Annotated in this window: 25 protein-coding genes; 11 read left to right on the top strand and 14 right to left on the bottom strand. The window is 59.6% G+C overall.

The window, feature by feature from the left end; genetic code table 11:
* Positions 1-28 precede the first annotated feature (28 nt).
* On the bottom strand, positions 29-2,620 hold the full coding sequence (locus LQE90_RS00395) for a heavy metal translocating P-type ATPase (RefSeq protein ID WP_216528478.1): 2,592 nt from the start codon (positions 2,618-2,620) through the stop codon (positions 29-31).
* A gap of 258 nt (positions 2,621-2,878) precedes the next feature.
* A complete protein-coding gene (locus LQE90_RS00390) occupies positions 2,879-3,220 on the bottom strand; it encodes a metal-sensing transcriptional repressor (RefSeq protein ID WP_216528477.1) in 342 nt (113 codons plus the stop codon).
* A 283-nt stretch (positions 3,221-3,503) separates the two neighbouring features.
* On the opposite strand from LQE90_RS00390, the gene LQE90_RS00385 reads away from it, so the two are divergent.
* Both LQE90_RS00385 and LQE90_RS00380 read left to right on the top strand, forming a co-directional pair.
* Positions 3,504-4,064 carry a hypothetical protein gene (locus LQE90_RS00385; protein ID WP_114566049.1) on the top strand — a complete coding sequence of 187 codons (561 nt, stop codon included), beginning with the start codon at positions 3,504-3,506 and terminating at the stop codon, positions 4,062-4,064.
* Positions 4,065-4,107: 43 nt separating this feature from the next.
* Complete coding sequence (locus LQE90_RS00380; RefSeq protein ID WP_216528476.1) at positions 4,108-4,761, top strand: SOS response-associated peptidase family protein; 654 nt, start codon at positions 4,108-4,110, stop codon at positions 4,759-4,761.
* Positions 4,762-4,846: 85 nt separating this feature from the next.
* On the opposite strand, the gene LQE90_RS00375 is transcribed toward LQE90_RS00380, so the two are convergent.
* The 3 genes from LQE90_RS00375 to LQE90_RS00365 form a co-directional block, all read right to left on the bottom strand.
* Positions 4,847-5,818 carry a DMT family transporter gene (locus LQE90_RS00375; protein WP_216528475.1) on the bottom strand — a complete coding sequence of 324 codons (972 nt, stop codon included), beginning with the start codon at positions 5,816-5,818 and terminating at the stop codon, positions 4,847-4,849.
* Between the two features lie 67 nt (positions 5,819-5,885).
* The gene (locus LQE90_RS00370; protein ID WP_114566046.1) at positions 5,886-6,620 is read right to left on the bottom strand and encodes an ATP-binding protein; all 735 of its coding nucleotides are present in this window, start codon (positions 6,618-6,620) and stop codon (positions 5,886-5,888) included.
* Positions 6,621-6,786: 166 nt separating this feature from the next.
* Positions 6,787-7,296, bottom strand: a complete 510-nt coding sequence (locus LQE90_RS00365) for a flavin reductase family protein (protein WP_216528474.1) — start codon at positions 7,294-7,296, stop codon at positions 6,787-6,789.
* Positions 7,297-7,484: 188 nt separating this feature from the next.
* Between LQE90_RS00365 and LQE90_RS00360 the strand changes: the two genes are divergently transcribed.
* From LQE90_RS00360 to LQE90_RS00330, 7 genes are all read left to right on the top strand, one after another.
* Positions 7,485-7,865, top strand: a complete 381-nt coding sequence (locus tag LQE90_RS00360) for an ArsR/SmtB family transcription factor (RefSeq protein ID WP_114566044.1) — start codon at positions 7,485-7,487, stop codon at positions 7,863-7,865.
* A gap of 29 nt (positions 7,866-7,894) precedes the next feature.
* Positions 7,895-8,113: a cation transporter gene (locus LQE90_RS00355; RefSeq protein WP_114566043.1), complete on the top strand. Its 219-nt coding sequence runs from the start codon at positions 7,895-7,897 to the stop codon at positions 8,111-8,113.
* A gap of 81 nt (positions 8,114-8,194) precedes the next feature.
* Positions 8,195-10,126 carry a heavy metal translocating P-type ATPase gene (locus LQE90_RS00350; RefSeq protein ID WP_216528473.1) on the top strand — a complete coding sequence of 644 codons (1,932 nt, stop codon included), beginning with the start codon at positions 8,195-8,197 and terminating at the stop codon, positions 10,124-10,126.
* A gap of 105 nt (positions 10,127-10,231) precedes the next feature.
* Positions 10,232-10,480, top strand: coding sequence for a VF530 family protein (locus LQE90_RS00345; protein ID WP_216528472.1), 249 nt, complete (start codon positions 10,232-10,234; stop codon positions 10,478-10,480).
* Positions 10,481-10,569: 89 nt separating this feature from the next.
* Positions 10,570-10,947, top strand: a complete 378-nt coding sequence (locus tag LQE90_RS00340; protein WP_216528471.1) for a hypothetical protein — start codon at positions 10,570-10,572, stop codon at positions 10,945-10,947.
* A gap of 260 nt (positions 10,948-11,207) precedes the next feature.
* Positions 11,208-12,191, top strand: coding sequence for a glutamine-hydrolyzing GMP synthase (gene guaA / locus LQE90_RS00335; protein ID WP_216528470.1), 984 nt, complete (start codon positions 11,208-11,210; stop codon positions 12,189-12,191).
* Between the two features lie 668 nt (positions 12,192-12,859).
* Positions 12,860-15,397: a DEAD/DEAH box helicase gene (locus LQE90_RS00330; protein WP_216528469.1), complete on the top strand. Its 2,538-nt coding sequence runs from the start codon at positions 12,860-12,862 to the stop codon at positions 15,395-15,397.
* Positions 15,398-15,630: 233 nt separating this feature from the next.
* Here the strand turns inward: LQE90_RS00330 and LQE90_RS00325 are convergent, their stop codons facing one another.
* The 7 genes from LQE90_RS00325 to LQE90_RS00295 form a co-directional block, all read right to left on the bottom strand.
* On the bottom strand, positions 15,631-15,885 hold the full coding sequence (locus LQE90_RS00325) for a type II toxin-antitoxin system RelE/ParE family toxin (protein ID WP_216528468.1): 255 nt from the start codon (positions 15,883-15,885) through the stop codon (positions 15,631-15,633).
* A 3-nt stretch (positions 15,886-15,888) separates the two neighbouring features.
* A complete protein-coding gene (locus tag LQE90_RS00320; RefSeq protein ID WP_216528467.1) occupies positions 15,889-16,185 on the bottom strand; it encodes a type II toxin-antitoxin system RelB/DinJ family antitoxin in 297 nt (98 codons plus the stop codon).
* Entirely contained in the window at positions 16,182-16,436 is a 255-nt protein-coding gene (locus tag LQE90_RS00315; RefSeq protein ID WP_216528466.1) for a hypothetical protein, read from the bottom strand. The genes LQE90_RS00320 and LQE90_RS00315 overlap by 4 nt, the downstream gene beginning before the upstream one ends.
* 1,148 nt (positions 16,437-17,584) lie before the next feature.
* Positions 17,585-18,004 (bottom strand): YjdF family protein, encoded by a 420-nt coding sequence (locus LQE90_RS00310; protein ID WP_216528465.1) that lies wholly within the window; start codon positions 18,002-18,004, stop codon positions 17,585-17,587.
* A gap of 223 nt (positions 18,005-18,227) precedes the next feature.
* Complete coding sequence (locus tag LQE90_RS00305) at positions 18,228-19,727, bottom strand: ABC transporter ATP-binding protein (RefSeq protein ID WP_216528464.1); 1,500 nt, start codon at positions 19,725-19,727, stop codon at positions 18,228-18,230.
* Positions 19,724-20,530, bottom strand: a complete 807-nt coding sequence (locus tag LQE90_RS00300) for an energy-coupling factor transporter transmembrane component T family protein (RefSeq protein WP_231088148.1) — start codon at positions 20,528-20,530, stop codon at positions 19,724-19,726. Before LQE90_RS00300 ends, LQE90_RS00305 begins: the two co-directional genes overlap by 4 nt.
* 10 nt (positions 20,531-20,540) lie before the next feature.
* The gene (locus LQE90_RS00295; RefSeq protein WP_216528463.1) at positions 20,541-21,197 is read right to left on the bottom strand and encodes an MptD family putative ECF transporter S component; all 657 of its coding nucleotides are present in this window, start codon (positions 21,195-21,197) and stop codon (positions 20,541-20,543) included.
* Between the two features lie 268 nt (positions 21,198-21,465).
* Here LQE90_RS00295 and LQE90_RS00290 point away from each other — a divergent pair, with 268 nt between their 5' ends.
* Both LQE90_RS00290 and LQE90_RS00285 read left to right on the top strand, forming a co-directional pair.
* Positions 21,466-22,443, top strand: a complete 978-nt coding sequence (locus tag LQE90_RS00290) for a helix-turn-helix domain-containing protein (RefSeq protein WP_216528462.1) — start codon at positions 21,466-21,468, stop codon at positions 22,441-22,443.
* Between the two features lie 204 nt (positions 22,444-22,647).
* Entirely contained in the window at positions 22,648-23,265 is a 618-nt protein-coding gene (locus tag LQE90_RS00285) for a class I SAM-dependent methyltransferase (protein ID WP_216528461.1), read from the top strand.
* A 217-nt stretch (positions 23,266-23,482) separates the two neighbouring features.
* Here the strand turns inward: LQE90_RS00285 and LQE90_RS00280 are convergent, their stop codons facing one another.
* Positions 23,483-24,229, bottom strand: coding sequence for a class I SAM-dependent methyltransferase (locus LQE90_RS00280; RefSeq protein ID WP_216528460.1), 747 nt, complete (start codon positions 24,227-24,229; stop codon positions 23,483-23,485).
* A gap of 167 nt (positions 24,230-24,396) precedes the next feature.
* Positions 24,397-25,812 carry an MFS transporter gene (locus LQE90_RS00275; protein WP_114566027.1) on the bottom strand — a complete coding sequence of 472 codons (1,416 nt, stop codon included), beginning with the start codon at positions 25,810-25,812 and terminating at the stop codon, positions 24,397-24,399.
* Between the last annotated feature and the right edge of the window lie 94 nt (positions 25,813-25,906).

Here is a 25,906-nt window from a genome sequence, read left to right as displayed (position 1 = left end):
TGCAAACGGCGGCTCCCTTCCCGCAATGCTAATCGACCTTCGTCACCTCGTATCCGGCATCGACCACGGCGGCGGCAAGATCCTCGACGGGCACGTCCCTCCCGAGTTTCGCCACAGCGGTCTTTGCCTCCAGATCCACGATCGCCTCTTCAACGCCGTCCACCCCTTCGAGGGCCTTCTTCACGTGCGCGACGCAATGCGGGCACATCATGCCCTCCACATGCAAGGTTCTTTCCATGGCTGTCTCCTTTCTTTCGGGCGCCTCGACGCCGCCCGATTCGCTTTGCTGATCGGCAGCCTGCCGGGCCACCGCCGTTGCCGTCCGACTGAAGCGCGGCTCCCACCTGCGCAGCCGAAGGGCGTTCGCCACCACGCACACCGAGCTCATGCTCATAGCCGCCGCCGCGATCATGGGATTGAGGTTGATACCGGCGAACGCGAACGCACCGGCCGCCACGGGAATGCAGACCGTGTTGTAGACAAGCGCCCAGAACAGGTTCTGCTTGATGTTGCGCAGCGTGGCACGCGAAAGCTGAATGGTTGCGGGCACGTCGAGCACGTCGCTTTTCATGAGCACCACGTCGGCGCTCTCGATAGCGATGTCCGTACCGGCTCCGATAGCTATCCCGACATCGGCGCGCGCAAGAGCGGGCGCGTCGTTGATGCCGTCGCCCACCATGGCAACCTTTCCCTGGCGGGCTAAGCGCCGGATCTCGCGCTCTTTTCCATCCGGAAGCACCCCGGCAATGACCTGGTCGGCTCCCACTTCGCGTTGAATGGCCGCAGCGGTGCGCTCGTTGTCGCCGGTCAACATGACCGTGCGAATGCCCATGGCCCGCAACTCGGCCAGCGCCGCCGCGCTCGTAGGCTTCACGGTATCGGCAACCGCCAAAACCCCCGCAAGCCGACCGCCCCATGCGAAGAAGAGCGGCGTTTTGCCCGCGTCGGCGAAACGCTGCGCGTCAGCCTCCAAAGAGGAAACGTCCACGCCCTGCTCGCGCATGAGCCGATCGTTGCCGGCCGACGCAGGCCTGCCGTCCACGACGGCCGTCAGGCCCCCGCCCGGCACCTGCGCGAACTCTTCCACGGCAAGACGTTGGACGCCGCGCCGCTCGGCCCATGCGACAACGGCCAAAGCCAGCGGATGCTCCGAGCGACCCTCGATGGACAGCGCAAGCCGAGCCAGATCGTCAAGGCCGGAATCCGGCACGCACAGCGCGTCGGTCACGCTCGGTTCGCCGCGCGTGACGGTGCCCGTCTTGTCCAGCACGACGGTTTTCACGTCATGGGCGGTCTCAAGAGCCTCCGCCGATTTAACCAGGATGCCGCGCTGCGCGCCACGGCCCGTGCCCACCATGATAGCCGTGGGAGTTGCCAAGCCCAGCGCACACGGGCACGAGATCACCAGCACCGTAACGGCATGCGAGAGCGCGGTTTCGAGCGGAGATCCCAACGCCGTCCACGCAGCGAACGTCGCCACGGCGATCACGATGACCACGGGAACGAACACGCCCGATATTCGGTCGGCTATCTTCTCGATAGGGGCTTTCGTGGACGTGGCCTCGTCCACCAGGCGAATGATGCCGGAAAGCACGGTGTCGTCGCCCACGCGGTCCGCGCGCATGGAAAACCAGCCCGTTCGGTTTATGGCGCCGCCGGTCACGGCGTCTCCCGGCCGCTTCTCAACCGGAACGCTCTCCCCCGTGATGACGGACTCGTCCACCGTTCCCGCGCCCTCGAGCACAACGCCGTCCACAGGCACGCCTTCGCCCGCTTTGACCGCCAGCACGTCGCCCACGCGCAGCTCTTCCACCGGCACGCGCTCCTCGCGCCCGTCCGTCAGGCGCACGGCCTCCTTGGGAGCCAGATCCATGAGCTTCGCGATGGCATCGGTGGTCCTGCCTTTCGCGCGCGCCTCGAAGTACTTGCCCAGCGTGATGAGGGTCAGGATCATGGCCGCAGACTCGAAGTACAGGTCCATGGACGCCGCATGCGCCGCGTGCAGGTCCCCTGCGCCCAGCGCGTACCCCATTTTATACAGAGCGTACACGCCGTACCCCGCCGAAGCGGTCGAGCCCAGCGCTATGAGCGAGTCCATGTTCGGAGCACCGTGAAAAAGCGCCTTGAACCCCACGCGGAAGAACTTGAAGTTCACGAACGCCACGGGGAGCAGCAAGAGGAACTGTGTGAGCGCGAACGGGATGACGTTCGCCTCGCCGAGCAGAAACGCCGGCAACGGCCAACCGAACATGTGCCCCATGCTCAGGTAGAACAGCGGGACCGTGAACGCCGTCGACACGGCCAGGCGCATCCTCACGTGCGCAGCTTCGGCGGCTGCGTCGACAACGGGGCTCGCCTGGGCGGCGCGAGCCCGACTACCGCCCGAAGCTCCGCCTTGCTCGACGCGTGGAAAAGCGCCGTATCCGGCCTTTTCCACGGCGGCGCTCACTTCGGCGGCAGCGTCCGAAGCCGATGCACCGTCGGCGTAGGTCACGTCCATACTGTTTTTAAGCAGGTTGACCGACACGCCCTGCACGCCGTCCACCGTCCGGGCGGCTTTCTCCACCCGCGCCGAGCATGCCGCACAGGTCATGCCCGTCACGTCAAATGTTTGCTTCATCTTGCATTCCTTTCCGGCACATGCCGAAACGCCCGCCTTGCAACCCGACGCTCCGTGAACACAGGGCGCCGAAGCGCCGCGTGAGGGACTCGGCGGAAGCGGAGACAGAACCTATTGTCGCCCGAAACGTACGCTTTCGAGTTATTTTCCGTACGTTTCGGGCGACAACGACCCTGCGCGCCGGCCTTTCGCAGCGGATGTTCACGACAGCCGTTCGCGTCAGGCGTTCGCAGCGGCCCTGCGCGTCGGTCCTGCGCGCTAACGCGAGAACTTCTTCAGCAGCTGCATGACCTCGTCGATAACTTCCGTGTTGCCGCGCTCGATTTGCTCGACCACGCATGTTTCCAGGTGATTGCGCAGCATAATGGCCGAAACGCTGTGCACGGCGCTTTCCGCCGCCGCAAGCTGCGTGAGCACGTCACCGCAGTAACGGTTGTCGTCGATCATTGATTTCACGCCGTTGAGCTGGCCTATCACGCGATTGAGCCGCTTTTGCAAGTCATCCTGCAACTCAGCCGAGCGCGGCGTGTCCTTATGACGGCAGCAGCACGAACCGGCGGCGGGCGCGCTTGTTTCGCCGTTGCGCTTATCGGTTGCCATGACGGTCCTTTCTCGAAGGCGCATCCATTCTGCACATACCCCCAGGGGGCATGCGATTACGCGAAGTATATACCCGCACGGGGTATTGTCAAGCACTCTTATGGGAAATTTCGGAATACGTCGCACGGCAGTGCTGAATCGTACGCAAACGCCCCGGGCTCCCTATCCGCCAAGATGCCGGAGACCGGCGCTTACGATGAACTTCTCGAATCCTCAACGATGCGCGCCACCGTCGGAAGGCTCGTGATACAATGCTCGACCACCTTCGAAAGGAGCTGGACCCATGTCGACCGTGCAGTCCGTGCAAGACATCAAGAAAAGCCGCCCGAGCGCGCGCGTGGCCATCGTCTCCATGCTGCTCATTCCCTTGGTGGGCGTCGGATGCCTGCTGTTTCCCGATATCGCCGAAGAGGTGCTGCCCTATTTTCTCGGCGTGCCCATGGTCCTTTCGGGCGCGGGCAGCATCGTCACGGTGGCGCGCGAGCGAAACGTCGATGCCGCGCAGAGCAGCGTGGGGACCGCCATCGTGCTGTGCATTCTGGGAATGACGACCATCGTCCATGGCTCGAAGTCCACCATGTTCATCGGAATCATCTGGGGTTTGCTGGGCCTGTACAAAGCAGGCGGCGAGTTCGACCAGATCATAGCGTCCATCAAAGCGAAAGAACCCTACCTTCTGCCGCTCGGCCTATGCGTGTTCCAGCTGGTGCTGGCGGTGCTTTTGATCCTCAACCCCTTCGCCAATATCGAGCATCATCTGCTGTTGCTGGGACTCGAGCTCATCGTCTACCCCTTCAAGGTCCACCGCGAGCACGGCAAGTTCAAGCTGGAAGCCGAGGCGTAAAGCCAGCCATCGCCCGGAAAGCTTGACCCGCCAAGGAGCAGCCATGTGCCACCGATTCGCCACGCTCAAGCGCGCAGACATCATGAAAGCCGCCGAGTCCATCGCAGCGGAGCTTGCGCGGGAGCGCATCGACCTCAGCATGCTCGATGCGCTCGAAACGTATCGCCAGCACCTCTCCCGCCCCGTCGATGCAGCGGAAGCGTACCCCTCGTCCACCGTTGCGGTGATTGCGGCAACAGGTCGGGGCTCGCAGCTTGCCGTCGCCGATATGGTCTGGGGATTCGATGCTCCTTGGGCCTCGTCGGGCACCGTGTACAACGCGCGCATCGAATCGATCCTCGAAAGCCAAGATGGCATGTGGGCGGACGCCGCTGCCCGACGAAGGTGCATCGTCGCCGTGCGTGCGTTCTTCGAAACCCACCGAAGCGAAACCGCCCTCGACAAGACGACGGGGAAAAGCGCGAAGCGCCAGTACGCGTTCGAGCGCGCCGACGGGGAGCCGCTTTTCCTTGCGGCAGTTCACGAAAAAGGTCGCTTCGCCCTTGTGACCGCGAAGCCGTGCGCATGCGTGGCGGACGTGCACAACCGCATGCCGCTCGTGCTGAATACGCAGGAAGCGGCTCGATGGCTGGACGGACGATACGCCGACCTGGCCGATCGAAGCCAGGTGCCCCTGCGCGCAAAGCCCGAAGACTGAGCTTGCTCGAGCCGCTCCAACGCGCAGACGAAGCTCAGAACTCCGGCGAACCTCCCGACCAGACGCAAGGATCTCGCAAGCGGCCTCACTTTCCCCGCTCGGACAGGAAAAGCCCTGCCACCGTAAGAAGGACGCCCACCAGAACAGGCGGCGTCAACGGGTCCCCCAGTACGACCGCCGACGCCATGACGGTCAACGCCGGCACCAGGTAGATGTAGAGGCTCGTGCGCACCGGCCCCAATTCGCGCACCGCAACGTTCCAAGTCACGAAACATAAAGCGCTCGCCCCTAAGCCCAGAAACGCCAGGTTCGCCCAGGATTGCGGCAAAAGGAGCGCAGGCCAGTCGGGCGAAAAGCCCAACAGGGGCAGCGTCGGCACCATAAGCGCCAAGCCCCAGGCGAACGTCCGGCGCGTTGCCAACACGCTGTCGTATCCAAACGTCGAGATCTTCTTCGACACCAGGGAGTAAACCGCCCATGTAGCGGCGGCCGCAAGGGCAAGCGCCACGCCTACGACAACCTCCCCTAGCCCTGCCCTCGCTCCGGCATCCGCCGGAAGCGCCTCCGCGCCGCCGAAACTGACCAAGCACACGCCCGCCATGGCCACCAAGAAGCCGAAGAAGAAGGGCGCGTGCAACCGTTCCTTGAAAACCGCCGCCGAAAGCAAACCGGTGAACAGGGGTGCTGCCGCCACCACGACGCCGACGATCGATGCCGTGACGAATGTGAGCGCAATATTCTCCAACAGGTAATACAGCATGACGCCCGTAGCGCCGGCCGCGATAAACCAGCGCTCCTCGGCGAAACCGCGAACCGACAACCGTCGGGGCCTTAGGGCAACAAGCGCTAAAAAGCCCATGACGAAGCGGAAGAAAAGGATTTCCACAGGCGCGAAATGCTCCAGCAGCACCTTCGTCGAAACGAAGGTGACCGCCCATATAAGCACCGTGACGAGCGCAACCGCATGCCCGCGCGCAATGGGAGAACCGCCCGACCCGCCGGCAATTCCCAACCGTTTTCCTCTAGACGTCCCGTCACCGCGCGCGCCAGCCTTCATGCTTCACCTTTCGTCGCAGACGAACGATAGCACGAACCGGCGCCGCGCGCGGCAAGAACGTCGATCGCTACAGCAGCTCTCCGCGCACCGACACGGTTACGACCTCGAACGGCACGTCCTTGCCGCTGAGCTCCAGCGCCGCGCGCGCCGCATGCTCGATTCCGCCGCAGCACGGCACCTCCATGCGCGCAACGGTCACCGACGCGATGTCGTTGCCAGCGAATATGGCAGCCAGCTTCTCGGTGTAATCCACGGCGTCGAGCTTCGGACACCCGATAACCGTGGTACGGCCGCGCATGAACCTTCGATGGAAATCAGCGTAAGCGAAGGCCGTGCAATCCGCTGCCACCAGCACGTGAGCCCCCTCGAAATAGGGCGCGCGAACCGGCACGAGCTTGATCTCGACCGGCCATTGAGCCAGCTGCGAAGGGGGCGTCGAGGACGCATCGGCCTCAAGCGCGACGTCGGGCTGCTGCGACGCAGGCCGAACCGGAGCAGGCTCCTCGGCTGCGAAGAACCGAGAGAGCGACCCCGGGCATCCGCCCGACCGGCCGCCTGCGGATGCGGCGGACATCCGCGCTTTGACGGCCGCTTCATCGTACGGGGCCGCCTCGCGCTCGACGAACGTGATGGCGCCCGTAGGGCACGCCGGCAGACAGTCGCCCAGACCGTCGCAGTAATCGTCGCGCAACAGGCGGGCCTTCCCGTCCACAAGGCCGATGGCGCCCTCGTGGCAAGCGCTCACGCATATTCCGCAGCCATTGCAGGCCGCTTCGTCTATATGGATAACTCGTCTTATCATGGCAGCATCTTTCTCCTCATGCACAATCCGTCTAGCCTTCGCCGATCGTACCAGGATGCTATGCTCTATTCCGTTGTATTCACAACAAAAAGCGCACTGAACCGCCTCGTCCACGTTCTGCACACGTTCACGGCAGCGCAACGGACGTCAGAGGAGCGCGGCGGCGTCAACGCTTGGCAAGGGCGCGCTCAACCTGCGCGACGTACATGCAATGGTAGTCGTGCTGGGAATACCAACGCCCATCGTTCTCCTTCGCGATGAAGTTCTCGGGCGGCATGTCCGCAGCGTAGAGCTTGCGGCACACGAGCACCAGATCAGCCTCTTGAATGCCCGTCGTGCCATCTACGTAGTAGGGCGACAACCCGGCGCGTGCAAGCTTGTCGGCTTGATCGCGTCCCGACACCTTGCCGCAGTACGCAAGCGCCTTGCGATGCTCCTCGCCCAGAAACGACAGCGTGAAGCGGTCGTTGGCATCGACGAACTCTTTGGTGTAGCGCTGAGGACGCAGGTAGACGGTCGCCGCGTTCATCCCCCACAGCACGCCGAAACCGCCCCAACTTGCAGTCATCGTGTTGCACCCGCGCTCGTCACCTGCGGTCACGAGCATCCATTGGTCGCCGATCATGGTGAACGGGTTCATCTGCAGCTGAGCGACGTCGATCTCTTCGAATGCCATGCGAGCTCCTTCTCTCTTGTCCTTGGTCGCCGCCATGATACCGCATCTTGCGAGACGCTTGCAGCCCGCTCGCCGCTGCCGTTACCGGAAAAGAACGGACGAGTTTTGCAGATTGCTTCACGAACGCTTGACAGCCTCGCATGCGTCCGTATACTTATGAACAGTTGTTCACATGAAAAGAGGTTACCATGTCCACGGAAGAAGCTCCGCATCTTGCCAGCTCCCACGACGGAGGCTGCGCCTGCGGCAATGCCGAACATGCAATCGACGCCACGCTTGACTGCATGCCCGACGAGGAACTGCTCTACGACCTGGCCGACCTGTTCAAGGTATTCGGCGACACCACCCGCATCAAGATCCTGTACGCCCTCATGGGCCAGGAACTGTGCGTGGCGGACATCGCCGACGCGATCGGCGCCACGCACAGCGCGGTGTCGCATCAGCTGCGCACGCTCAAGCAGGCGCGGCTGGTGAAATTCCAGCGCGACGGCAAGAACGTCATCTACTCGCTTTCGGACGATCACGTGCACACGATGCTCGCCCAAGGCATGACCCATATCTGCGAATAAAGCCGAACCAAGAACGAAAGGACAGCGACATGCGCAAAGCGTTCAAACTCCAAGACCTCGAATGCGCGAACTGCGCCGCTAAAATGGAAAACGGAATCAAGGAAATCGACGGCGTGCAAAGCGCCACGATCAGCTTCATGACCTCCAAGCTGGTGATCGAAGCAGACGAAGGTCGCTTCGATGCCGTCCTTGCCGAAGCCCAGCGCATCTGCAGCAAGTACGAACCTGACTGCGTGATCGTGCGCTAGCCCCTCCAGACAACCCAGGTGCACCACGGCGCCGATCGACGCCGGGCATCGTGCGCCCCGAAACGCGAAAAGAAGGACCCTATGAACAAAAAGCAGAGACGGACAAGGAACCGCATCGTTGCAGCCATCGTGCTGTTCGTCCTCGTCTACGCTGCCATCGAAACGCTTCCGCTAGCCACCTGGCTCGGCAGCGAAACGAACGCCCTTTGGATCGAGTTCATCCTGTTCCTTGTCCCCTACCTCATCGCCGGCTACGACGTGCTGCTGCGCGCAGCCAAGAACATCGGGCGCGGGCAGGTGTTCGATGAGAACTTCCTCATGACGGTGGCGACCATTGGAGCGTTCGCGCTCGTGCTATTTCCCGACAGCGACCCGCACATGGCCGAAGGCGCGGCCGTTATGCTGTTCTACCAGGTGGGAGAACTGTTCCAAAGCTACGCGGTAGGAAAGAGCCGCAAGTCGATCGCCGACATGATGGACATCGCCCCCGATTACGCGAACATCGAACGCGACGGCTCGCTTGCGCAGGTGGACCCCTACGAAGTGAATGTCGGCGACGAGATCGTGATCAAGCCTGGCGAGCGCGTGCCGCTCGACGGCGTGGTGGTCGACGGCCGAAGCCAGCTTGACACCGCGGCGCTTACCGGAGAATCGGTGCCGCGCGAGGTGCAAAGCGGCGACGAGATCATTTCGGGATGCGTCAACCTATCGGGCAAGCTGGTCGTGCGCGTGAGCAAGCCGTTCGGCGAGTCCACCGTGTCGCGCATTCTGGAACTGGTGGAGAACGCGGCCGAGAAGAAAGCGCGCACCGAGAACTTCATCACCCGATTCGCGCGCTATTACACGCCCGCCGTGGTGATCATCGCGGCGCTCCTGGCTGTAGCTCCACCGCTTCTCACGGGCGCAAGCTGGTCGGACTGGGTGCAGCGCGGCCTGGTATTCCTGGTCGTGTCATGCCCGTGCGCGCTTGTCATATCGGTCCCGCTTTCGTTTTTCGGCGGCATCGGCGGGGCGTCGCGCCTGGGCATCTTGGTGAAGGGCAGCAACTACCTGGAGGCGCTCGCATCCGCGGAAACCGTCGTGTTCGACAAAACGGGAACGCTGACCGACGGATCGTTCAACGTCGTAGCCGTGCACCCGCAAGCCGACATCGACCCCGACCGCCTGCTGTCCATCGCAGCGCATGCCGAAGCGTACTCCGACCACCCCATTGCGCTTTCCGTCAAGAAGGCATACAGCGGGACTCTTGATCGGCAGCGCATCGCGGATACGGAAGAGCAAAGCGGTCACGGAGTGCGCGCGACCATCGACGAGCACGTGGTGTACGTTGGAAACGACAAGCTCATGAGCTCGTGCGGCGTAGACTTCCGCGAATGCGACTTGACGGGGACCATCCTGCACGTGTCGCTGGACGGAAGCTATATCGGCCACATCGTCATAGCCGACGTCGTCAAGCCCGACGCCGCCCAAGCTGTCGCCGATCTGCGCGCGGCTGGCGTACGCGAAACCGTCATGCTCACGGGCGATCGCGCCGACGTAGCCGCCGCCGTGGCCAGCAAGCTGGGAATCGACGAGTACCGAGCACAGCTGCTTCCCCAAGACAAGGTGGCCGAGGTGGAGAAGCTGCTCGACCGCACGCACGCGCACGGTCGAGGACGGGGCAAGCTGGCGTTCGTGGGCGACGGCATCAACGACGCGCCGGTGCTCACGCGCGCCGACATCGGCATCGCCATGGGAGCCATGGGATCCGACGCTGCCATCGAAGCCGCCGACGTGGTGCTCATGGACGACAAGCCGTCGAGCATCGCGCAAGCCATACGCCTTGCGCGCAAGACCATGAGGATCGTGCGGCAGAACATCGTGTTCGCCCTGGGCGTGAAGTTCCTTGTGCTGATCCTGGCTGCGATAGGCTTCGCCAACATGTGGCTGGCCGTATTCGCCGACGTAGGCGTGGCGGTTCTTGCCATCCTGAACGCCATGCGCGCCATGAACGTGGGAAGCATGAAGCGCTAGGCGCTTTCCCTATCGCGTTGATTCGAAAGGTTGCTCGCGCTTTGGCGCGGGCGACCTTTCTTGTACTATGGAACCTTGCGAAACCGAATACGAGAAGGACGACCCATGGCCTCCGACAACCCAAAGATGCGCGAGCATCCCAACGACCCGCTGCACGGCATCACGCTCAAGACAATGCTCGAAGAGCTGGTGGACGAGTACGGCTGGAACGAGCTTGCCCGACGCATCCACATCAACTGCTTCAGCAACAACCCGAACCTTAAAAGCTCGCTCAACTTCCTGCGCAAGACGCCTTGGGCGCGCAACAAGGTGGAGGAGCTGTACAAGGAATCGGGGCTCTGGAGGAAGGAGTAGGACGAGAGTCCTACTCCTTACCGGTAACGAAACGGATGCGGCTTTCATTCGAGATCACGAAGCCGCCTTCCCCAAGGTAGCATGAAGCCATGAACGCCCTCGAAGACAACGAGCCTCCCGCGAAGCGCAACCTTGCCCGGTGCGTCATAGTCGTTCTGCGCTGGGCGCTCGTGGCCGGATGGTTCGCCTTCTCCGCGCTCGTTCAGCCCGGCGCCGAAGATCCCGTGCGCGCCGTTTCCCAGTCTCTTGCCTCCGCAGGGCTCGCCTTCCTTTTGGTCAATGCTCTCTGGCAGCACATGCCGCTCAAGCGGGCATGCTTGGTTGGCGCGATTGCGGCATGCGGTTTGAACCTGCTGGCGCTTTCGCCGAGTTCTTGGCCCGCCATCGTCATCGGCTCTGTTGCCGGAGTGCTGGTGGGCTACCCCGTTATCCAGCGCATCGACCGTCTCATCGCATCACGCCGTTGAAGCCGGCGCGCGTCGGGCACCCTGCCCCGCTTGCGCGATCGGCTCAAGCGGAACGGACGCATCGGACGCGCAACCGGGAACGCGGCGCGAACTTCGCCAAGCAGCAAGATTCTGAACGAAGATTTCGTTTAGAATGAGCTTTTCAGCGCGCGCTGCGCCAAAGCGCCGTTTCTCGACGTCCGTTCGTCCGCTATAATCTCACCAGTGAAACCAAGGCTGCGGCTGTGCGCCCGGCTTACCGACGAGAAAAAGGAGACCGCATGGATCCCAACAAGCGTCCCGACGACATGGAGCGCATCACCACGCCCGAACTGGCAAAGGCGTTCATCGACGAGCAGGTGGAGGCCATTCAGGCGCAGGTCGGCGACCAGAAGGTGCTGCTGGCCCTGTCCGGCGGCGTGGATTCGTCGGTCGTGGCGGCGCTTTTGATCAAGGCTATCGGCAAGCAGCTCATCTGCGTGCACGTGAACCACGGCCTCATGCGCAAGGGCGAAAGCGAGCAGGTCGTCGACGTGTTCCAGAATCAGTTGGATGCGAACCTGGTGTACGTGGACGCGACCGATCGCTTCCTGTCGCTTCTCGACGGCGTGGAAGAACCCGAGGCCAAGCGCAAGATCATCGGCGCCGAGTTCATCCGCGTGTTCGAGGAAGAGGCACGCAAGGTGGGCGACGAGGTGAGCTTCCTGGCGCAGGGCACCATCTACCCCGATATCCTGGAGTCCGACGGCGTGAAGGCGCACCACAACGTGGGCGGCCTTCCCGACGATCTGCAGTTCGAGCTGTGCGAGCCCGTCAAGCTGCTGTACAAGGACGAAGTGCGCGTCATCGGCCGCGAGCTGGGACTGCCCGAAGGCATGGTCGAGCGCCAGCCGTTCCCCGGCCCCGGCTTGGGCGTGCGCTGCCTGGGCGCCATCACGCGCGATCGCCTGGAGGCGCTGCGCGAAGCCGACGCCATCCTGCGCGACGAGTTCGCAGCGGCTGGCCTGGAAGGCAAGGTGTGGCAGTACTTCGTAACGGTTCCCGATTTCCGCGCAACCGGCGTGCGCGACGGCGTGCGCGCCTTCGAGTGGCCGGCGATCATCCGCGCGGTCAACACGGTGGATGCCATGACCGCCGAGGTTCCGGAGCTGGATTGGTCGCTGCTCAAGAAGATCACCGCGCGGATTCTGGCCGAGGTCCCCGGCATCTGCCGCGTGTGCTACGACCTGACCCCGAAACCGATCGGGACGATTGAGTGGGAGTGATTTAGCCCAAAAATCACTCCTCCGCACTACCCTCCAAAACACATCATTTCCGCAGGTCAATAGTGGTGTATTAGCCCTTTTGGTACACCACAAGAAACCACAAGAAAACGCTCCTTCCGGGTTTTTTCTTCCACGAATTCTTCCATGGAAGAACCGGGGAGCGTTTTGCATGGGCGCACCTCGTGGCAAAGGGAACCCTAGTGGGTGCCAGGACAGGCGACCCGCAGACAGCAAGAACCCCGCCCATCATGCTGACGGGCGGGGTTCTTGCGCTACTTGTTCTCATGCAAATTACGGAAGCCGCATCTGCCTCCCGGAGCGGCTTCCGCAGGCTCCTTAAGACAGCATCTGGCTCCTACATGCGTCCCCATTGCTGAGCTCTCCCGCAATCACCCGACGTGCAAACCTGTCAACATCCACAATACCCGAACATTCCTTACCGAGCTCGAAGGAGACACAAACCTTTCTGATGAAGAAGCCGGGAACCTAGCTGAGCTCATTCAAACGCAACGCACACTTTATATCATTAATTGTCTTATAAATGATATTCTAACTTGTCGCGAGATACTTTGATACATTTCAAGCATGGTAAAATTCGTCAAAACTGACGCAGGCCACGCTGAAGGCTATCATCAGTTTGAGGAAATTTACTGGGGAGGTACCGCAGCATGGTTGATTTCAATGCTCTGATGAGCCGCGATACGACTTATATCACAACTAACCCGATAGATATTTTTGAAGAGCTTCCAAAATCGGGTCAAATCGACAACTTATACCATGTGCAAGCGGAAATACTGCAGAAGTGGTTTAACGACCTTCGCGACGAAAGAGATATTGTCGTTGAGTTGAATACTGGTGGAGGTAAAACACTAGTTGGCCTTCTTATGGCCCTTTCCACAATGAGGGAGACCGGAGAAGGTGTTCTCTATTTGGTGGAAAACAAACAGTTGGCGGATCAAGTCGTAGATCAGGCGGTCGATTTGGGTATTCCCGCCAGAGCGTATTGCGGTCGCATGTCCGTCGATGCAGATTTCGACAACGGCAATTCAATCCTCGTTAGCTCTTATCAAGTACTTTTTAACGGAAAGAGCGTTTTTGGCACTCGAGGTGCGTACGAAATCCAACAATTAGGTGGCATCGTGATAGACGACGCACACGCATCGCTCAATGCCATTAAAAAAGCCTTCTCACTTTCTATTCCAGCCGAGGGAGCGTCTCCTCTCTACAAAAAGATACTCGGTGAATTTAAAGAGGCTTTTAACGCCATGAACAGGTCGACAACTTATCAAGATTTTCAGGAGGGAGTAGGGAGCGGCGTAGTGGAAATCCCCATCCAGTATTGGACTGCCGCCATCGAGAGGGTGTCTTCTCTCATTCGACAAGAATGCCGCAAAAGAAGCGAGGATGACAGTGCATTTTCAAAAGACTTGATTTTTAAGTGGCCCTTAATTAAAGACAATTTAAGGTATTGTCAAGCGATTGCAAGTCGTACTCATATCACAATAGCCGCTCTTTACCCGATGCTCGAAATGACTCCCTGTTTCCAACGTGCACGCCGTCGTATTTACATGTCTGCAACGATAACGGACTACGGGGACATGGTTCGAGCTTATGACCTGCGAGGTCTGGAAGAGAGCAACATCATCGCCCCGAAAACAGTGGCCGGCGTGGGAAGACGAATGATTCTGAATCTGCCTACAGAAATTGCTCGCAGCAGTGAGTTTCTAAACTTTATTGAAAGTGAGATTAGCGCCAAACAGGGAATCGTATGTCTTACTTCTCGACAGAACATAAAGAGTGAATGGACCGGGATAAGCTTTTCCGAACCGATAGGGCATGAAGAAGTTAGCGAGGCCGTAGAAGCCCTTAAATCTAAGCGCATGTCCTCACCGGTGTCTTTTGCCAATCGATACAATGGAATAGATCTGCCCGGTGATGCTTGCCGAATACTTGTTTTACATGGCCTCCCGTCAGGCACAGATGACGTCGACGCGTTGATGTCGATTTATCTTTCCGAAAGCAATCTAATGGCACAAAGAGTGGCGCAGCGAATCGAGCAAGGTCTCGGAAGGGGCGTTAGAGGAGCTAGCGATCATTGCATAGTCCTCCTTGAAGGAGAAGACCTGATCGAGTGGATGAGACGAAAAAGAAACAGGAAGTTCATGTCGTCAGCGCTAACGGCGCAACTGGAGATTGGCGATGTAATTAGCGAAGGCCTGATCACTCCCCTCGACTACTGCGAGGCCATGAACCAGGACGTTAATTCTGATGAAAGCTGGAAGAAATTTCACGCAAGCAAGCTGGCCAAGCATGTATCTGAAGAGACCATAAACCGATTTGGCCCATCGTTTCAGGCGGCATGCGCCGAAAGAAGGGCGTTTGCACAATGGGTTGAGAACCACAATGGTGACGCCTGTCGCAAGCTCGAAGAGAAGGTAAATAGCTTTAACGGTGACCCTTCTTACCAAGGCTGGCTTCTTTATCTTGCGTCTCGTATTGCGCTTGACGGCAGTGACCCAGATAGCGCATCTACCCTGCTGCAAAGGGCGCATTCGTTAAATAATGCTATCCCCTATATCCCCTTTCATGCTAGCGATGAGATATCAAGCTGGGCTATTGACCGGGCAGATAAGATATGCACAGCAATTGCTGACAGCGGAAACGTTAGCGCAAATCAAAATTTTGACGCGGCGGTTGCCGATCTTTTGTTTTCCGCCAACAGCAAGGCCTTCGAAGAAGCGCTGATGCAGCTTGGTCTCTTCCTCGGATTTGAGTCTGCGAAAGCAGATGTCAACGGTGTTGGATCGGATGTCTACTGGTTGTCAAAAAAAGAAAACGCAGGCTTTGTATTGGAAGCAAAGAACGACAAAAAGGATGATACGCCGCTACGAAAAAAGGAGGCCGGACAACTAAGAACTGCGCATGATTGGTTGAAGCAAAAATACCCAGATATCGAGATACTTGCAGTATCCGTTCATCCAAATTCAAAAGCCGACCGCAACGCAAGCGCCAAGAATCTAAAAGTGCTTACTCCTGAAAATTTAGATCTTCTTAAAGAGGAAGCGCGGCTCCTGATCCATGACGCTGAAAGCCATCTGCCTATCGAAAGAGCACAGCGTGTTGCATACGAAATTGAGAAACGAAAACTAGGAGTTAGTGACCTTTCTAGCAAATTTTTCGTTTCATTTGAAAGCGACGAACACTAGGAGAGTCTCTTCGGTCTTCTCTAAAGACCGAAGAGACGTACGTTGCGAGGCGAACACTATTGCACAGGAATAGTACAAATCGGATAGCATAGAGAAGGTTGGCGCAGGTTAAACTGTACCTTTCGATCTAGCTCTTTCTACGTGGCGACCTTTCGGTGTCATCGAAAGGTTCCCGCTTCTACGAAATCAGTAGGCCCCAATTTGGAATAGCAAAATTGGGGCCTACATGTTGTTCATGCCGGGTTCGTCTTATGGGGCACGCAGAGCATCGCCACGTCGACCATGCCGTCCGAGAGGTGAAAGTCGATATGCCCGTTGCAGTTCCCGCCGGGATTGCTGAGCTCGTGCGGGCCGCACTCATCCGGCGCCGCGCCGATCCTCATGAGCTCCGACACCGCCGCCGCGAACTCGCCCCGCAAGCGGGGGTGCCGTCTCATGACGCAGGCGTAGTCCACTTTGAAGGCCGACTCGACCTTGATCTCGTACACAGGCTACTCCTCTTCGAGGAACGCCATGAGTCCGTCGACGTCGGCGAAGGCCGGGGCATCGTCGGAAATGAGGCCGAGCTCCTTCGCCTCCGCGGCGACCAGGGCGCGGCGGGTCTCCTCGTTCGGGATCCCGACCGCCGGGACGATCTCAAAGGGGATCCTGCGCTGGTTCACCAGCTGGCGCGTCGCCATGACGACGTAGGCGTTGTAGCTCAGCCCGACTGATCCGAGAATCTCGTTCGCCTGGGCCTTGAGGTTCTCGTCAATGCGAACCGTCGTCGGTTTCGTTGCGATGGTCATGCCGCGCCCCCTTTCCTTTTAGGGGCCATTACACCACCGATGCCAAGATGATGCCGAATGACATCTATACACCATACAAATTCGGCACTATTCGCATCTTTTGAACCTACAACCGAATAGGAGACTTCGTTTTGAAAGTCAAAATCAACCGCGAGATACGCGACTACGCCGAATTGGTCTTCTTCGGCATGAGCTTGTGCCAGTGCGCTTTCACTGCTGCTGCCTGCGTCGTCGCGTGCCACCTGCATCAAGCTGGTTCATGCGCATTGCTCGACCGGCTTTATGCGAGCATAGTGAAGATGAGCGCCTCCTCTTGGCTCAGGATGCTCTTGCATGTCCTTATTCTCGAGAATCCATACTAGAAGGTGCCTCGCGGGCAAGAAAGAAGAGGTCATTCCGAGCGCGACGGCTCGGCCCTTTGCGAAGGTGACCGCCCCGCGAACCGCATGCCGTACGGCAGGCATGTCGAAACAAGCGAATCTGCACCAGCGAGAGGCTCATGAAAAAGGGTTCGCATCATAGGCAGCCGGGCAACCATCGTCACCGAGAAGTAAGACCTTGCACTGCACCCGCATTGGACGGTGGGCGCGACAGCGTAGAGACGTTTCTGGAATATTGCGAGCCGCACGGCTTCCACTCCCCAGAATCCGACGGCTACGGATGGGCTCACCTCACACAGATCGTATGCAACTTCTTCAGGACAGACGGGCTTTCCTACGACATCCACGAGTTTTCGCCAGACTGCGAGTCTCAATGAGACAACGACGACTATATCATCCGCAATTAGAAGATTATTGACCACCGCTACCCCTACGAAGGCTTCATCGAGCAGGAAGAATGCGACTGAAGGACATGCTCCTCGCCATAGACAAGACTCAGCCGGAATCTCAGTAGCTCGGCGCGTACCTCAATGCCCAAGCAGCCCCCGTGTCCAAGGTGCATATCGGCGACATGACCCACCTCGGAACCATTGGCGGCCCCGAGCCTTTCGGGGTCGCAGGCTTCGCCCCGTGTCCGAAATATTGCGGCAACGGCGACGCAAGGCCCTACGTGGAGCAGGATAGCCGTCGCAGCCGTCACCCTCTTCACCGATGTTGCAATCTTGATGCCGGCGATCGGGTTCACCTCGGTCGCGTTGATCGCGGGGGCGCTTTGCTGCGTTGCTACGACAACCTCCTATGCGGCGTCCGTCACAAACGCGGCGTTCGGAACCAGGACTCGCTAGTCATCTTGAAAGGAAAGGCTCTCGGAAAGGATGCCCGGCGCTTTCGGGCATCCTTTCCGTTTACGGATCGCTCAAGACGAGCTACAGGGAAGCTGATGCATCGAGAACTTTGCAGGTACGCCATTCCGCCCCGGAAGCAACAAGCTTCTCCAGGCAAAGGCCGTCCCGTCCGAATCAGTGCCCCCGCCTCTTCTTCTTGAACTTCTCCTGACGCTGCTGAAAGCGGATGCGTCGCGACTCCTCGCGCTTCTGTTTTCGTAGGGCCGCGCACTCCTGCTTGCGCGACTCGCGCTGCTCCGCGAGCGCCTGCTGCGCCTTCGTGCTCGTGACAGCCCGACCGAGGGCTTTAGACACCTCCCGCTGCCGGCGCTTCGGGTTCTCGGCAAGCCTCGGAACGGCCGCCTCCGCGTCGCCGCAAAACGACAGGCTTCCCCACCGCGCCACCACGAATCGCAGGACCTCCTCATCCGACGGCTCCGCCCCGAATACGATGCGAGCGGCTTGGAACCTGTCGTCCTCAATCCGTTCGACGATCCCCACCCAAAACCGGCCGTCATGATAGAGGGTCAGGGTGGACGACACGCTGATCTGCATGGTTGTTCCTCCTTTATGTGCCGAAACCATGCAGAGAAGGGACAACCAAGGAGGCAGGTTACTGATACGGCCTATCCGCCGCACGCCCACGACTACCCGACGGGGACTGTGTTTTCATCTCTGATTATCGTCAGCATAATCCAATGGGCATCTCCATGCAAGACGCTGCGCACTGGCTGTATTCGCGAGCGGAAATGATGAGAAGCGACCACCCACCACGCCCCTATTCCCCAAGACTCACGATCGCATCGCCAGCCAAGCGGGCAAGCAGGCTATCATGAGTGATGACGACCACCGTCTTGCCGGACCGCGCCAGCTTCTTGCACCACAGGGAAACCTCAGCCACACCGCGCCCGTCAAGCCCGCTTGTCGGCTCGTCGAGCACGACGAGCTCCGCGTCGGAGCAATACGCCGCTGCAAGGGTAACGCGCTGCTTTTGGCCTCCCGAAAGACTCGCTGGATGACGATTCGCCACATCGATCAGGTCGAACGTATCAAGCGCCTCCCACGCGCGCGCCTTCAAATCGTCGTCGACTTTGCGGCCGAGCACTACTTCGTCAGCCACGCTTCCCGCATACAATTGATAGTCGGCATCTTGCATGACGAAGTAGCTCATCCGCCTCCTTTGTCGACGAGACAGCGGCTTTCCGCCGCGCACCACGCATCCCCGCTGCTGCTTTGCGGCGCCGCACAGCACTTTTGCCAGCGTCGTTTTCCCCGCGCCGTTCCCTCCTTCGACAACCGTGACCTTGCCGCTTTCGAACACGGCATTCACGCATGCGATACCGCGCTTGGTAGATGGATACAAATACGAAACATCTTCGACGATCCAATCCTCGCCCGCACGCTCGCTTGCTTTCGCAGAAGACCTGCGCGCCGCTTTTTCCTGCCCATAGAAAGTTCCAGCAACCATGGATGGATGCCTGAGGCCAAACCGAGCAGCTTCATCTACCGAAAGAGCAGCGAAAGTCCGTGTATCCCATCGAGCCGCTATCCTGCCATCTTTCAGGCAAATAAACTCGTCAGCTATGGGCGACATGCGATGCAGACGATGCTCTGAAATCACGATGGCAACACCCGCCTGCTTCAAACGAATCAAGATACACTCGAGGTCGTTCGTCCCCTGCGCATCAAGGTTCGACGTCGGCTCGTCCAAAATCAGCACCCTGGGATTGCACGCTATGGCAGCCGCAAGGGCGACGCGCTGCTTTTGACCGCTCGACAACTCGGACAACCGCTCTCCAAGAAGCGCGTCGATACCGCACCATGCAGCGGCGCGGTTGATCCTGCTGATGGTTTCGTCCGGGTCGACACCCAGGTTTTCGGACGAGAAGGCGATCTCGTCCCCAACCAACCCCATGAAAAACTGGCTCCGCGGGTCCTGCAGCACAACGCCCATGCCCGAAGCCCTATCGTAGGGAGTCACTTTTCGGACGTCGGTTCCGCAAACGCAAACCACCCCTTCAAGGCATCCTGGGAAAAACGCACCCGCAAGCCCGTCGATCATGCGCAAGACAGTCGATTTCCCATCCCCCGAGCGCCCGCATAAAACCGTGCAGGCGCCCGGCCTGATCTCAAACGAAATATCGTCCACAAAACTTCCCGCTACATCTTGCCGCGCATCGCACGCTGCCCCGTCGGCAGCCTCAGACCGATCGACGTAGCGAAACGATGCGCTCTCCAGCAACACCGAAGCCGTCCGCCGGCATGGCATCCCGCTCATACGTAAAACCCCATTCCGTACAAGAGGGCGCATGCACATGCGAAGACCGCAACAGCAATGGCATCGCGCGCGGCGAACCCCACGTGGTAAATCGACGAGCGCCCTGCTTGCACGTCAATCCCCCTCAATTCAGACGACGCGGCAAGCTCGGAAGACAGGCGCAAGCAGCGCATCACAAGCGGCGTGTACAAACACTCGTACACAAGCCCCAGATGAGAAAACACATCGACAACCCGAGGGAACACACCCCGCATGCGCAGGCCGCGAACTATGGACGAGAATTCGAACGGAAGGATCGAAGCGAATCGAAACACCATGCATACGCCGATCAACGCGCGGTTCGGCATGCGCCACCTGCGCAAGGCGCACATGATAGCCGACGGCGAGAGGGTGAAAAGCGCGCTTCCCGCCGACATCGGCGGCATCATGTGCATGAGGCTTACGAACAGCACGCCGTAAAGTCCGGGCAGCGGAACGAAGCTGAGCCCGCAGATCACCGCGAAGCTTACGCACATCCTCGCAGCCAGCCTCGCCCTGCCGTTCGCCGCAAGGTAGGCCGCGCAGAGAATCTGGAGACCGACGAGTTCGGGCAGCCCCACAATAGCCAAAGCCGCCATGCCCGCAGCCAGGATGACAAGCAGATGCGTGCGGGGATCCAGCCCAAGAACGCCCTCCTTCATATCGGCATGCAAGAAAGCCGCCTTGTGCGCAGACCCATTTCCAGCCGCAACAGGCTCGATACGCTGCCGCACTGCGGAAGGAGGAGAAAACGGCTCCGTACAGTTTTCCAATGGCGTCTCCATAGCGAAACCCTTACGCGATCTTCGCTTTGCGGACATGCTTTTTCAAGAACTTGCCGCCAATGAAACCGCCCGCAAACGTACCGACAGCGAACATGGCCAGCATAAGAAGAATCCATGGCAGCTCGGTATATTGAGCCACCATCGCAGCGATGTCGGAGGCGCTGTAGTACGCGCCCAACTGCTGCATGTAAGTTTCTTTAAACAGCAGATACGGAACTATTCCGTAGAAGGCGAATGCAACCCAGTACACGTAGTAGCCCAGCACAACGCGTTTCACCTTATGATACGAATCCTTCCCCCACATAAGCAATTCGCCCACGATCGCGCCGACGATAGCCACGGGAATGCAATACAAGCCGCCCATGATAGCGTAGAAAATGCCGAAGACGATGATCGAGGCGCTCAACACTCCGCGTTTTCCTATACGATCGGCCATAACCAGGTAAAAAGGTGTTGCGAGCAGCGGAAACAGCCATGACCCAACGAAGAAAGTATTCTGAGGCGATAGCAGCATGTCCTCCACCATCTTCGCCGCCATAGTAACAACAACAATGATGATGTTGAAAACGACAAAGGTTAAAACGTCATGGGTAGTCCAGCCCCCGCCTCGTTTCGAGGACTGAGAAGACGAGGCGTCTTCCCCTCGATCGTATACCGCTTGCGACATAACGAGCGCTCCTTTCAAGCCAACGGCTTATCAATCGGTTATGGTTAGCTTTAGCTAACTTTTGCTACAATAGTCGATGAGTTCATAAGGAAACGCGGCTCAAGCAACAACCGGCCGATTTCGGCATTAAGGCGACCAGATAAGGCTGCGTCGTTTCGACGCCTTTGCCCGTGCGCGAAGGAGCGGGAGCCTTGCGTTCTTTCGGCTGTTTGATTTTTTCGCAATGACGACAGAGGGCACCGGCAATCGAAGGAAAGGGAACGCGAGCATGCTCGATATAAAAAGCGACCTGTACGACAAGGCGTTTCAGCAATGGAACATGACGCCGGTCGCGTCGGAGCGCTCCTATGCGCAAGCCGGATGCTCGTACCGGATGGACAACGAAGAAGGCTCGGGCGAATACTGGGTCTATTCTCGAGACAACTTCTTCGCCGTCAGTGCTTTTCGAATCGAGTTCAAAAGCCAAGGCATCATGCGCTTTCGCCATACCGAGCACCTTTCAGTTAGCTACTACGACAAAGCCGGCTTGATCGCAAAAGCCCGCACTGCCACGCCGAGGCCCGGAACGGTCTCCACCTACATCGCGAGCGAAGGAAACGAGTACGTGGCGCGCTTTCTTCCTGGCTCGACCGTGCAGGCCACGTCGATCACCGTATCGCCGGACTATTACAGAACCTACCTGCATGAACGGTTCGGCAATATACCCGACATGCGCAAGGCTTTCCTGCTCGTCGACGGAAGACCGGACTGCCCGGAGCTCATCGCCCTCTTCAAGCAGATCAAACGCTATCGAGGCGCCGGCATGGCAGCTGACTTGTTTTACGAAGGGGCCGTAGCCGAAGCGCTGGCGCTCATCATCAAACGAGCAAGCGAGATCGAAGAAGAGGATGCCGGACGAGAAGGCGCTTTGCCGCCGCTCGACGACCGGAGATCGCTTGACAACGTCGGTAGCTTCATTAGAAACAACCTGAGCGCGAACCTTACCTGCAACGTTCTGGCCCATCGCGCATGCATGGGCCAAACGAAGTTCAAGGCAACGTTCAAAAGCTACTTCGGAGCGTCCCCCAACGCTTTCGTTACCGAAGCGCGCATGGAAGAAGCTGCCGAACTCTTACGGACCACCAACATGCCCGTAGCCGATATTGCCGCAAAGGTCGGTTACAGAAAGCCGGCGGCGTTCACCGAGGCGTTCAGGCGCCATACCGGCATAGCCCCAAGCGCCATGCGCGGCAAGCGAATGCGCTAGCGCAGGGTTCATGCGGCCCTTCGCCGTCCCGTCTGCCGTTTTCCACCCGACCGCCCAGATTGGCCCGTCGGTTTGACAAAGAGCATCGCGAGCGGTAGCATCCAAAGTTAGATATAGCTAATTTCTAATTGAAACACGGCTCGAAGGCCGCGCGAAGCACAAGTCGCAAGCACCCCCCTTCCCCGCCTAACCAGGAGCTGCTTTATGTCGAACAGCGAACCGAACAAGAAGTTCTGGGACAAGGTCGCGCCTCTGTACGCGCCCCTTGTCGAAAGGCGCAACGGGCCTTACCCTCAGCTGTGCCGAGAATTGAGAAACTGGCTGGAAAGGGACATCGACGTGCTTGAACTGGCCTGTGGAACCGGGCAGCTGACCTTCGCGCTTGCAGGGAGAGTCCGCTCTTGGGAGGCTACCGATTTCTCTGAGGCCATGATCGAAAAGGCTCGCACGCGATCGCCTGAAAGCCGCGTCTCTTTCTCCGTGCAAGACGCCACGAGCCTTCCTTATCGCGAAGCGTCCTTCGGCGCCGTGGTCGTCGCCAATGCGCTGCACGTCATGCCCGCACCCGAACTCGCACTGCACGAGGCGCATCGCGTTCTGAAACCGGGCGGTTTCCTGCTGGCCCCGACGTTCGTCCACGACCGGGTAGCATCCCCTGCAAGGCTGCGATTGATGGAGGCGGTCGGCTTCAAGACGTTCCACGAATGGACGTCCGAAGAACTGGCTTCCTTCGTCCAAAACTGCGGCTTCCATGTGATCAGCGCCAATCTGGTCGAAGGCGGTCCTGTCCCCGAATGCGTCTTGATAGGAATGAAATCCTAGGCGCCCGGCGCGTCAACCACGCCCGAATGCACGATTCTGTTCCCAATGTTGCGCTCGGGCGCATATTGAAACCCGTTCGTCGGCAATGAGCATCCGCGACCAGGTGAAACGCACAGTCGCACCGAAGATCGTCGCTCTGCATGCCCTTCGAGCGCAACATTGCAGTAAGAATCGTGCAGCAAGCAAGTCGTCTGCCTCCGACGCCGCCCGCAGCCCCTTAAACGCTCGCGCGGACGACAGACGTTTGGAACCTGCGGTTGACCAGCTCGGGGACAACCTCGAAGCCGCTCGGCGCCACACCATCGCCTGGGGCGAACACGCACGTCGAGAAACCCGCCTCCCGGACGGCGCGCTCGAACGTGCGCTTGCTGCGTGCTGCACCGAACACGTTGCCGCGCGCAGCAAGCCGGCTCATCGGATCTTTCGACAAAGGAGACTCGGCGAACACGCCCGCGTGGTACAGAAATCCCCCCGATACGAGCACGCGCGCGATCTCGCGCAGCGCAGACGGCAGATCGCGCACCAGGTTGAGCGCGCTGTTCACGACCACCACGTCGAACGTCGCATCCTTGACGCCGGCGGCCCGCAGATCCTCGGGACACCCCTGCGCGAACGCAAGGGTTCGTCTCCAATCGTCACCTTGAGGATGGTTGCGAGCCGCTTGCTCTCGTGCGTGTTCAATGCGATCCTCGTCGGGATCGATTCCCAAAACGAACCCGTCCGGCCCTACCAGATCGGCAATTTTGTAAGCGCCCTTGCCGCTGCGGCACAAAAGATCCAGCACGCGCTTGCCCGAAAGACCATCGGGAAGCGACATCTCGCAGCGGGAGCTGTACCCTTGGCGCGGCAGGGCCGCATAGTAGCCCTCCCCGGAAAGCTGCTCCTCCGAACGCCCGCGGGTTTCCACCCCCAACGAATCAAGCAAGCCGACAAGCTCGTCTATGGTTTTGGGATTTTCCAACATGCTCGCTCCTGAATCCAGAAGGTCGCGCCCGACAAGGGCGGCACCCTCCCTCGTCGGCAGCCGTCATGGAACTCCCTCGACTATACCACCGTGCCCAACCCAAATGCAGGGTTGTTTTTTAACCGGATACCGCCTAGTGCCGAATGCCGATGCAGCACGGCGCCTCGCTAGTCCAGCGAACTCGTCTCCAGAAGCGACTTACCCTTGGTCTCGGGCGCCATGAGCACCGACAGCACCAATCCCAGGATCACGAGCCCCGCCGCAACAAGCATGGTGGGTCCTATGCCGTATGCAGCCAAGAACAGCGGCGTACCGTACGTGGCGATGATGGTGCCGATACGCGAGATACCGATAGCCACGCCCACCGCCGACGCGCGCACTTCGGTCGGGAACAGCTCGTTGGGATAGAGCCACTGCAAAATGCCCGGCCCGCCGCTGAAGAATGCGTACAAACCGAACGCCACGATGATCACGTACACGGGAGCATCGGGGAACAGGCCCAGGATAACCAAGCCCACGGCCATAAGCGCCAGCGAACGAATGAGCAGCGGGCGGCGACCCATCGAGTTCAGCCAGAACATCGCCGGAATAGACCCGATCAAGAAGAACAAGCTGACCACGCTCTCGCCCAAGATGGCCTCGTGCCCCTCGCCCAGGCCGAACGCCGTCATGATCTCGGGACCGAACGTGTAGATGGCGTACATAGGCACCACCTGACACAGCGTCAAGATGCCCAGAAACACGATGCGCTTGGCATAGCCGCCCGCGAACACCTTGCGCAGGCTGGTCTTCTCGCCCGGCTCCTCAAGCTCAAGCTCCACGCCCTCGCCGAAGACGCGACGCATGACCTCGTCGGCCTCGGCGGTGCGCCCTTTCTGCGCCAGCCACATGGGCGATTCGGGAATGTCGTGACGGCCGATCAGCAAAATGATGCAGGGAACCACCGCCGACCCGAGCATCCACTGCCATCCGTTGGGAACGCTGTACAGGAAGTAGCCCACGAACGCCGCAACGGTAGCGCCCAGATACCACGCAGCCGACACCATGCCCATCGAAATGGATCGATGCTGCTTGGGGGTGAACTCGGCAATGAGCGACGTGGCAATAGGATAGTCCGCGCCCACGAACACGCCGATGAAAAAGCGCGCCAAAACCAGCTGGAACGGGTCGGCGCAGAACACGCTCAAGATAGAGAACAGGCCGATAGCCACGATGTCGACGATGAACATCTTCTTGCGCCCGATGCGGTCGGTCAGGTAACCGCCGAGAATCGTGCCCACGAAGATGCCCAGCAGAACCGACGCGCCGATAGCGGCGCTCCAGGCGCCCGTCAGGTTGAACAGCGGCGTGATCTGCGTAAGCGCCACGCCGATCAGAGAAAGCACGTACCCGTCCAAAAACGAGCCGCCGCTCGAGAAAAACGTGATCTTGCGCAGAAACGGGGTCATGGCAACGTCGTCCATGGTCTTCTTGGCGGACTTCTTCACCTTGCCCACCATGCCCTCGCCAATCTGCTTGGCACCGTCCATCGCCTCGCCCATTGTCGGGCTCGTCACCTGCGTGATCTGCTTCACATCATCCATGCTCTCGTCTCCTCACATGCTAAAACCAGCTCCGCCCGCGTCAATCGCAGGAGGCGATCCTTGGGCTGAGGGTGCCTGAAATATCCTTGGAGCG

It is taken from the genome of Paraeggerthella hominis (genome assembly GCF_021044775.1).
Classification (GTDB): domain Bacteria; phylum Actinomycetota; class Coriobacteriia; order Coriobacteriales; family Eggerthellaceae; genus Paraeggerthella; species Paraeggerthella hominis.
Note: the sequence above shows the minus strand (reverse complement) of the source record. Positions and strands in the feature narration are given on the sequence as shown.

What these genes read in the sequence shown, in the direction of transcription:
- LQE90_RS00355 (WP_114566043.1), top strand. Translation starts at nt 7,895, where the DNA reads ATGCGCAAAGCGTTCAAACTCCAAGACCTCGAATGCGCGAACTGCGCC.
- LQE90_RS00350 (WP_216528473.1), top strand. Translation starts at nt 8,195, where the DNA reads ATGAACAAAAAGCAGAGACGGACAAGGAACCGCATCGTTGCAGCCATC.
- LQE90_RS00365 (WP_216528474.1), bottom strand. Translation starts at nt 7,296, where the DNA reads ATGGCATTCGAAGAGATCGACGTCGCTCAGCTGCAGATGAACCCGTTC.
- LQE90_RS00280 (WP_216528460.1), bottom strand. Translation starts at nt 24,229, where the DNA reads ATGTTGGAAAATCCCAAAACCATAGACGAGCTTGTCGGCTTGCTTGAT.
- LQE90_RS00340 (WP_216528471.1), top strand. Translation starts at nt 10,570, where the DNA reads ATGAACGCCCTCGAAGACAACGAGCCTCCCGCGAAGCGCAACCTTGCC.
- LQE90_RS00310 (WP_216528465.1), bottom strand. Translation starts at nt 18,004, where the DNA reads ATGCAGATCAGCGTGTCGTCCACCCTGACCCTCTATCATGACGGCCGG.
- LQE90_RS00285 (WP_216528461.1), top strand. Translation starts at nt 22,648, where the DNA reads ATGTCGAACAGCGAACCGAACAAGAAGTTCTGGGACAAGGTCGCGCCT.
- LQE90_RS00380 (WP_216528476.1), top strand. Translation starts at nt 4,108, where the DNA reads ATGTGCCACCGATTCGCCACGCTCAAGCGCGCAGACATCATGAAAGCC.
- LQE90_RS00385 (WP_114566049.1), top strand. Translation starts at nt 3,504, where the DNA reads ATGTCGACCGTGCAGTCCGTGCAAGACATCAAGAAAAGCCGCCCGAGC.
- LQE90_RS00300 (WP_231088148.1), bottom strand. Translation starts at nt 20,530, where the DNA reads ATGGAGACGCCATTGGAAAACTGTACGGAGCCGTTTTCTCCTCCTTCC.
- LQE90_RS00390 (WP_216528477.1), bottom strand. Translation starts at nt 3,220, where the DNA reads ATGGCAACCGATAAGCGCAACGGCGAAACAAGCGCGCCCGCCGCCGGT.
- LQE90_RS00305 (WP_216528464.1), bottom strand. Translation starts at nt 19,727, where the DNA reads ATGAGCGGGATGCCATGCCGGCGGACGGCTTCGGTGTTGCTGGAGAGC.
- LQE90_RS00375 (WP_216528475.1), bottom strand. Translation starts at nt 5,818, where the DNA reads ATGAAGGCTGGCGCGCGCGGTGACGGGACGTCTAGAGGAAAACGGTTG.
- LQE90_RS00275 (WP_114566027.1), bottom strand. Translation starts at nt 25,812, where the DNA reads ATGGATGATGTGAAGCAGATCACGCAGGTGACGAGCCCGACAATGGGC.
- LQE90_RS00370 (WP_114566046.1), bottom strand. Translation starts at nt 6,620, where the DNA reads ATGATAAGACGAGTTATCCATATAGACGAAGCGGCCTGCAATGGCTGC.
- guaA (WP_216528470.1), top strand. Translation starts at nt 11,208, where the DNA reads ATGGATCCCAACAAGCGTCCCGACGACATGGAGCGCATCACCACGCCC.
- LQE90_RS00290 (WP_216528462.1), top strand. Translation starts at nt 21,466, where the DNA reads ATGCTCGATATAAAAAGCGACCTGTACGACAAGGCGTTTCAGCAATGG.
- LQE90_RS00345 (WP_216528472.1), top strand. Translation starts at nt 10,232, where the DNA reads ATGGCCTCCGACAACCCAAAGATGCGCGAGCATCCCAACGACCCGCTG.
- LQE90_RS00295 (WP_216528463.1), bottom strand. Translation starts at nt 21,197, where the DNA reads ATGTCGCAAGCGGTATACGATCGAGGGGAAGACGCCTCGTCTTCTCAG.
- LQE90_RS00395 (WP_216528478.1), bottom strand. Translation starts at nt 2,620, where the DNA reads ATGAAGCAAACATTTGACGTGACGGGCATGACCTGTGCGGCATGCTCG.
- LQE90_RS00320 (WP_216528467.1), bottom strand. Translation starts at nt 16,185, where the DNA reads ATGACCATCGCAACGAAACCGACGACGGTTCGCATTGACGAGAACCTC.
- LQE90_RS00330 (WP_216528469.1), top strand. Translation starts at nt 12,860, where the DNA reads ATGGTTGATTTCAATGCTCTGATGAGCCGCGATACGACTTATATCACA.
- LQE90_RS00360 (WP_114566044.1), top strand. Translation starts at nt 7,485, where the DNA reads ATGTCCACGGAAGAAGCTCCGCATCTTGCCAGCTCCCACGACGGAGGC.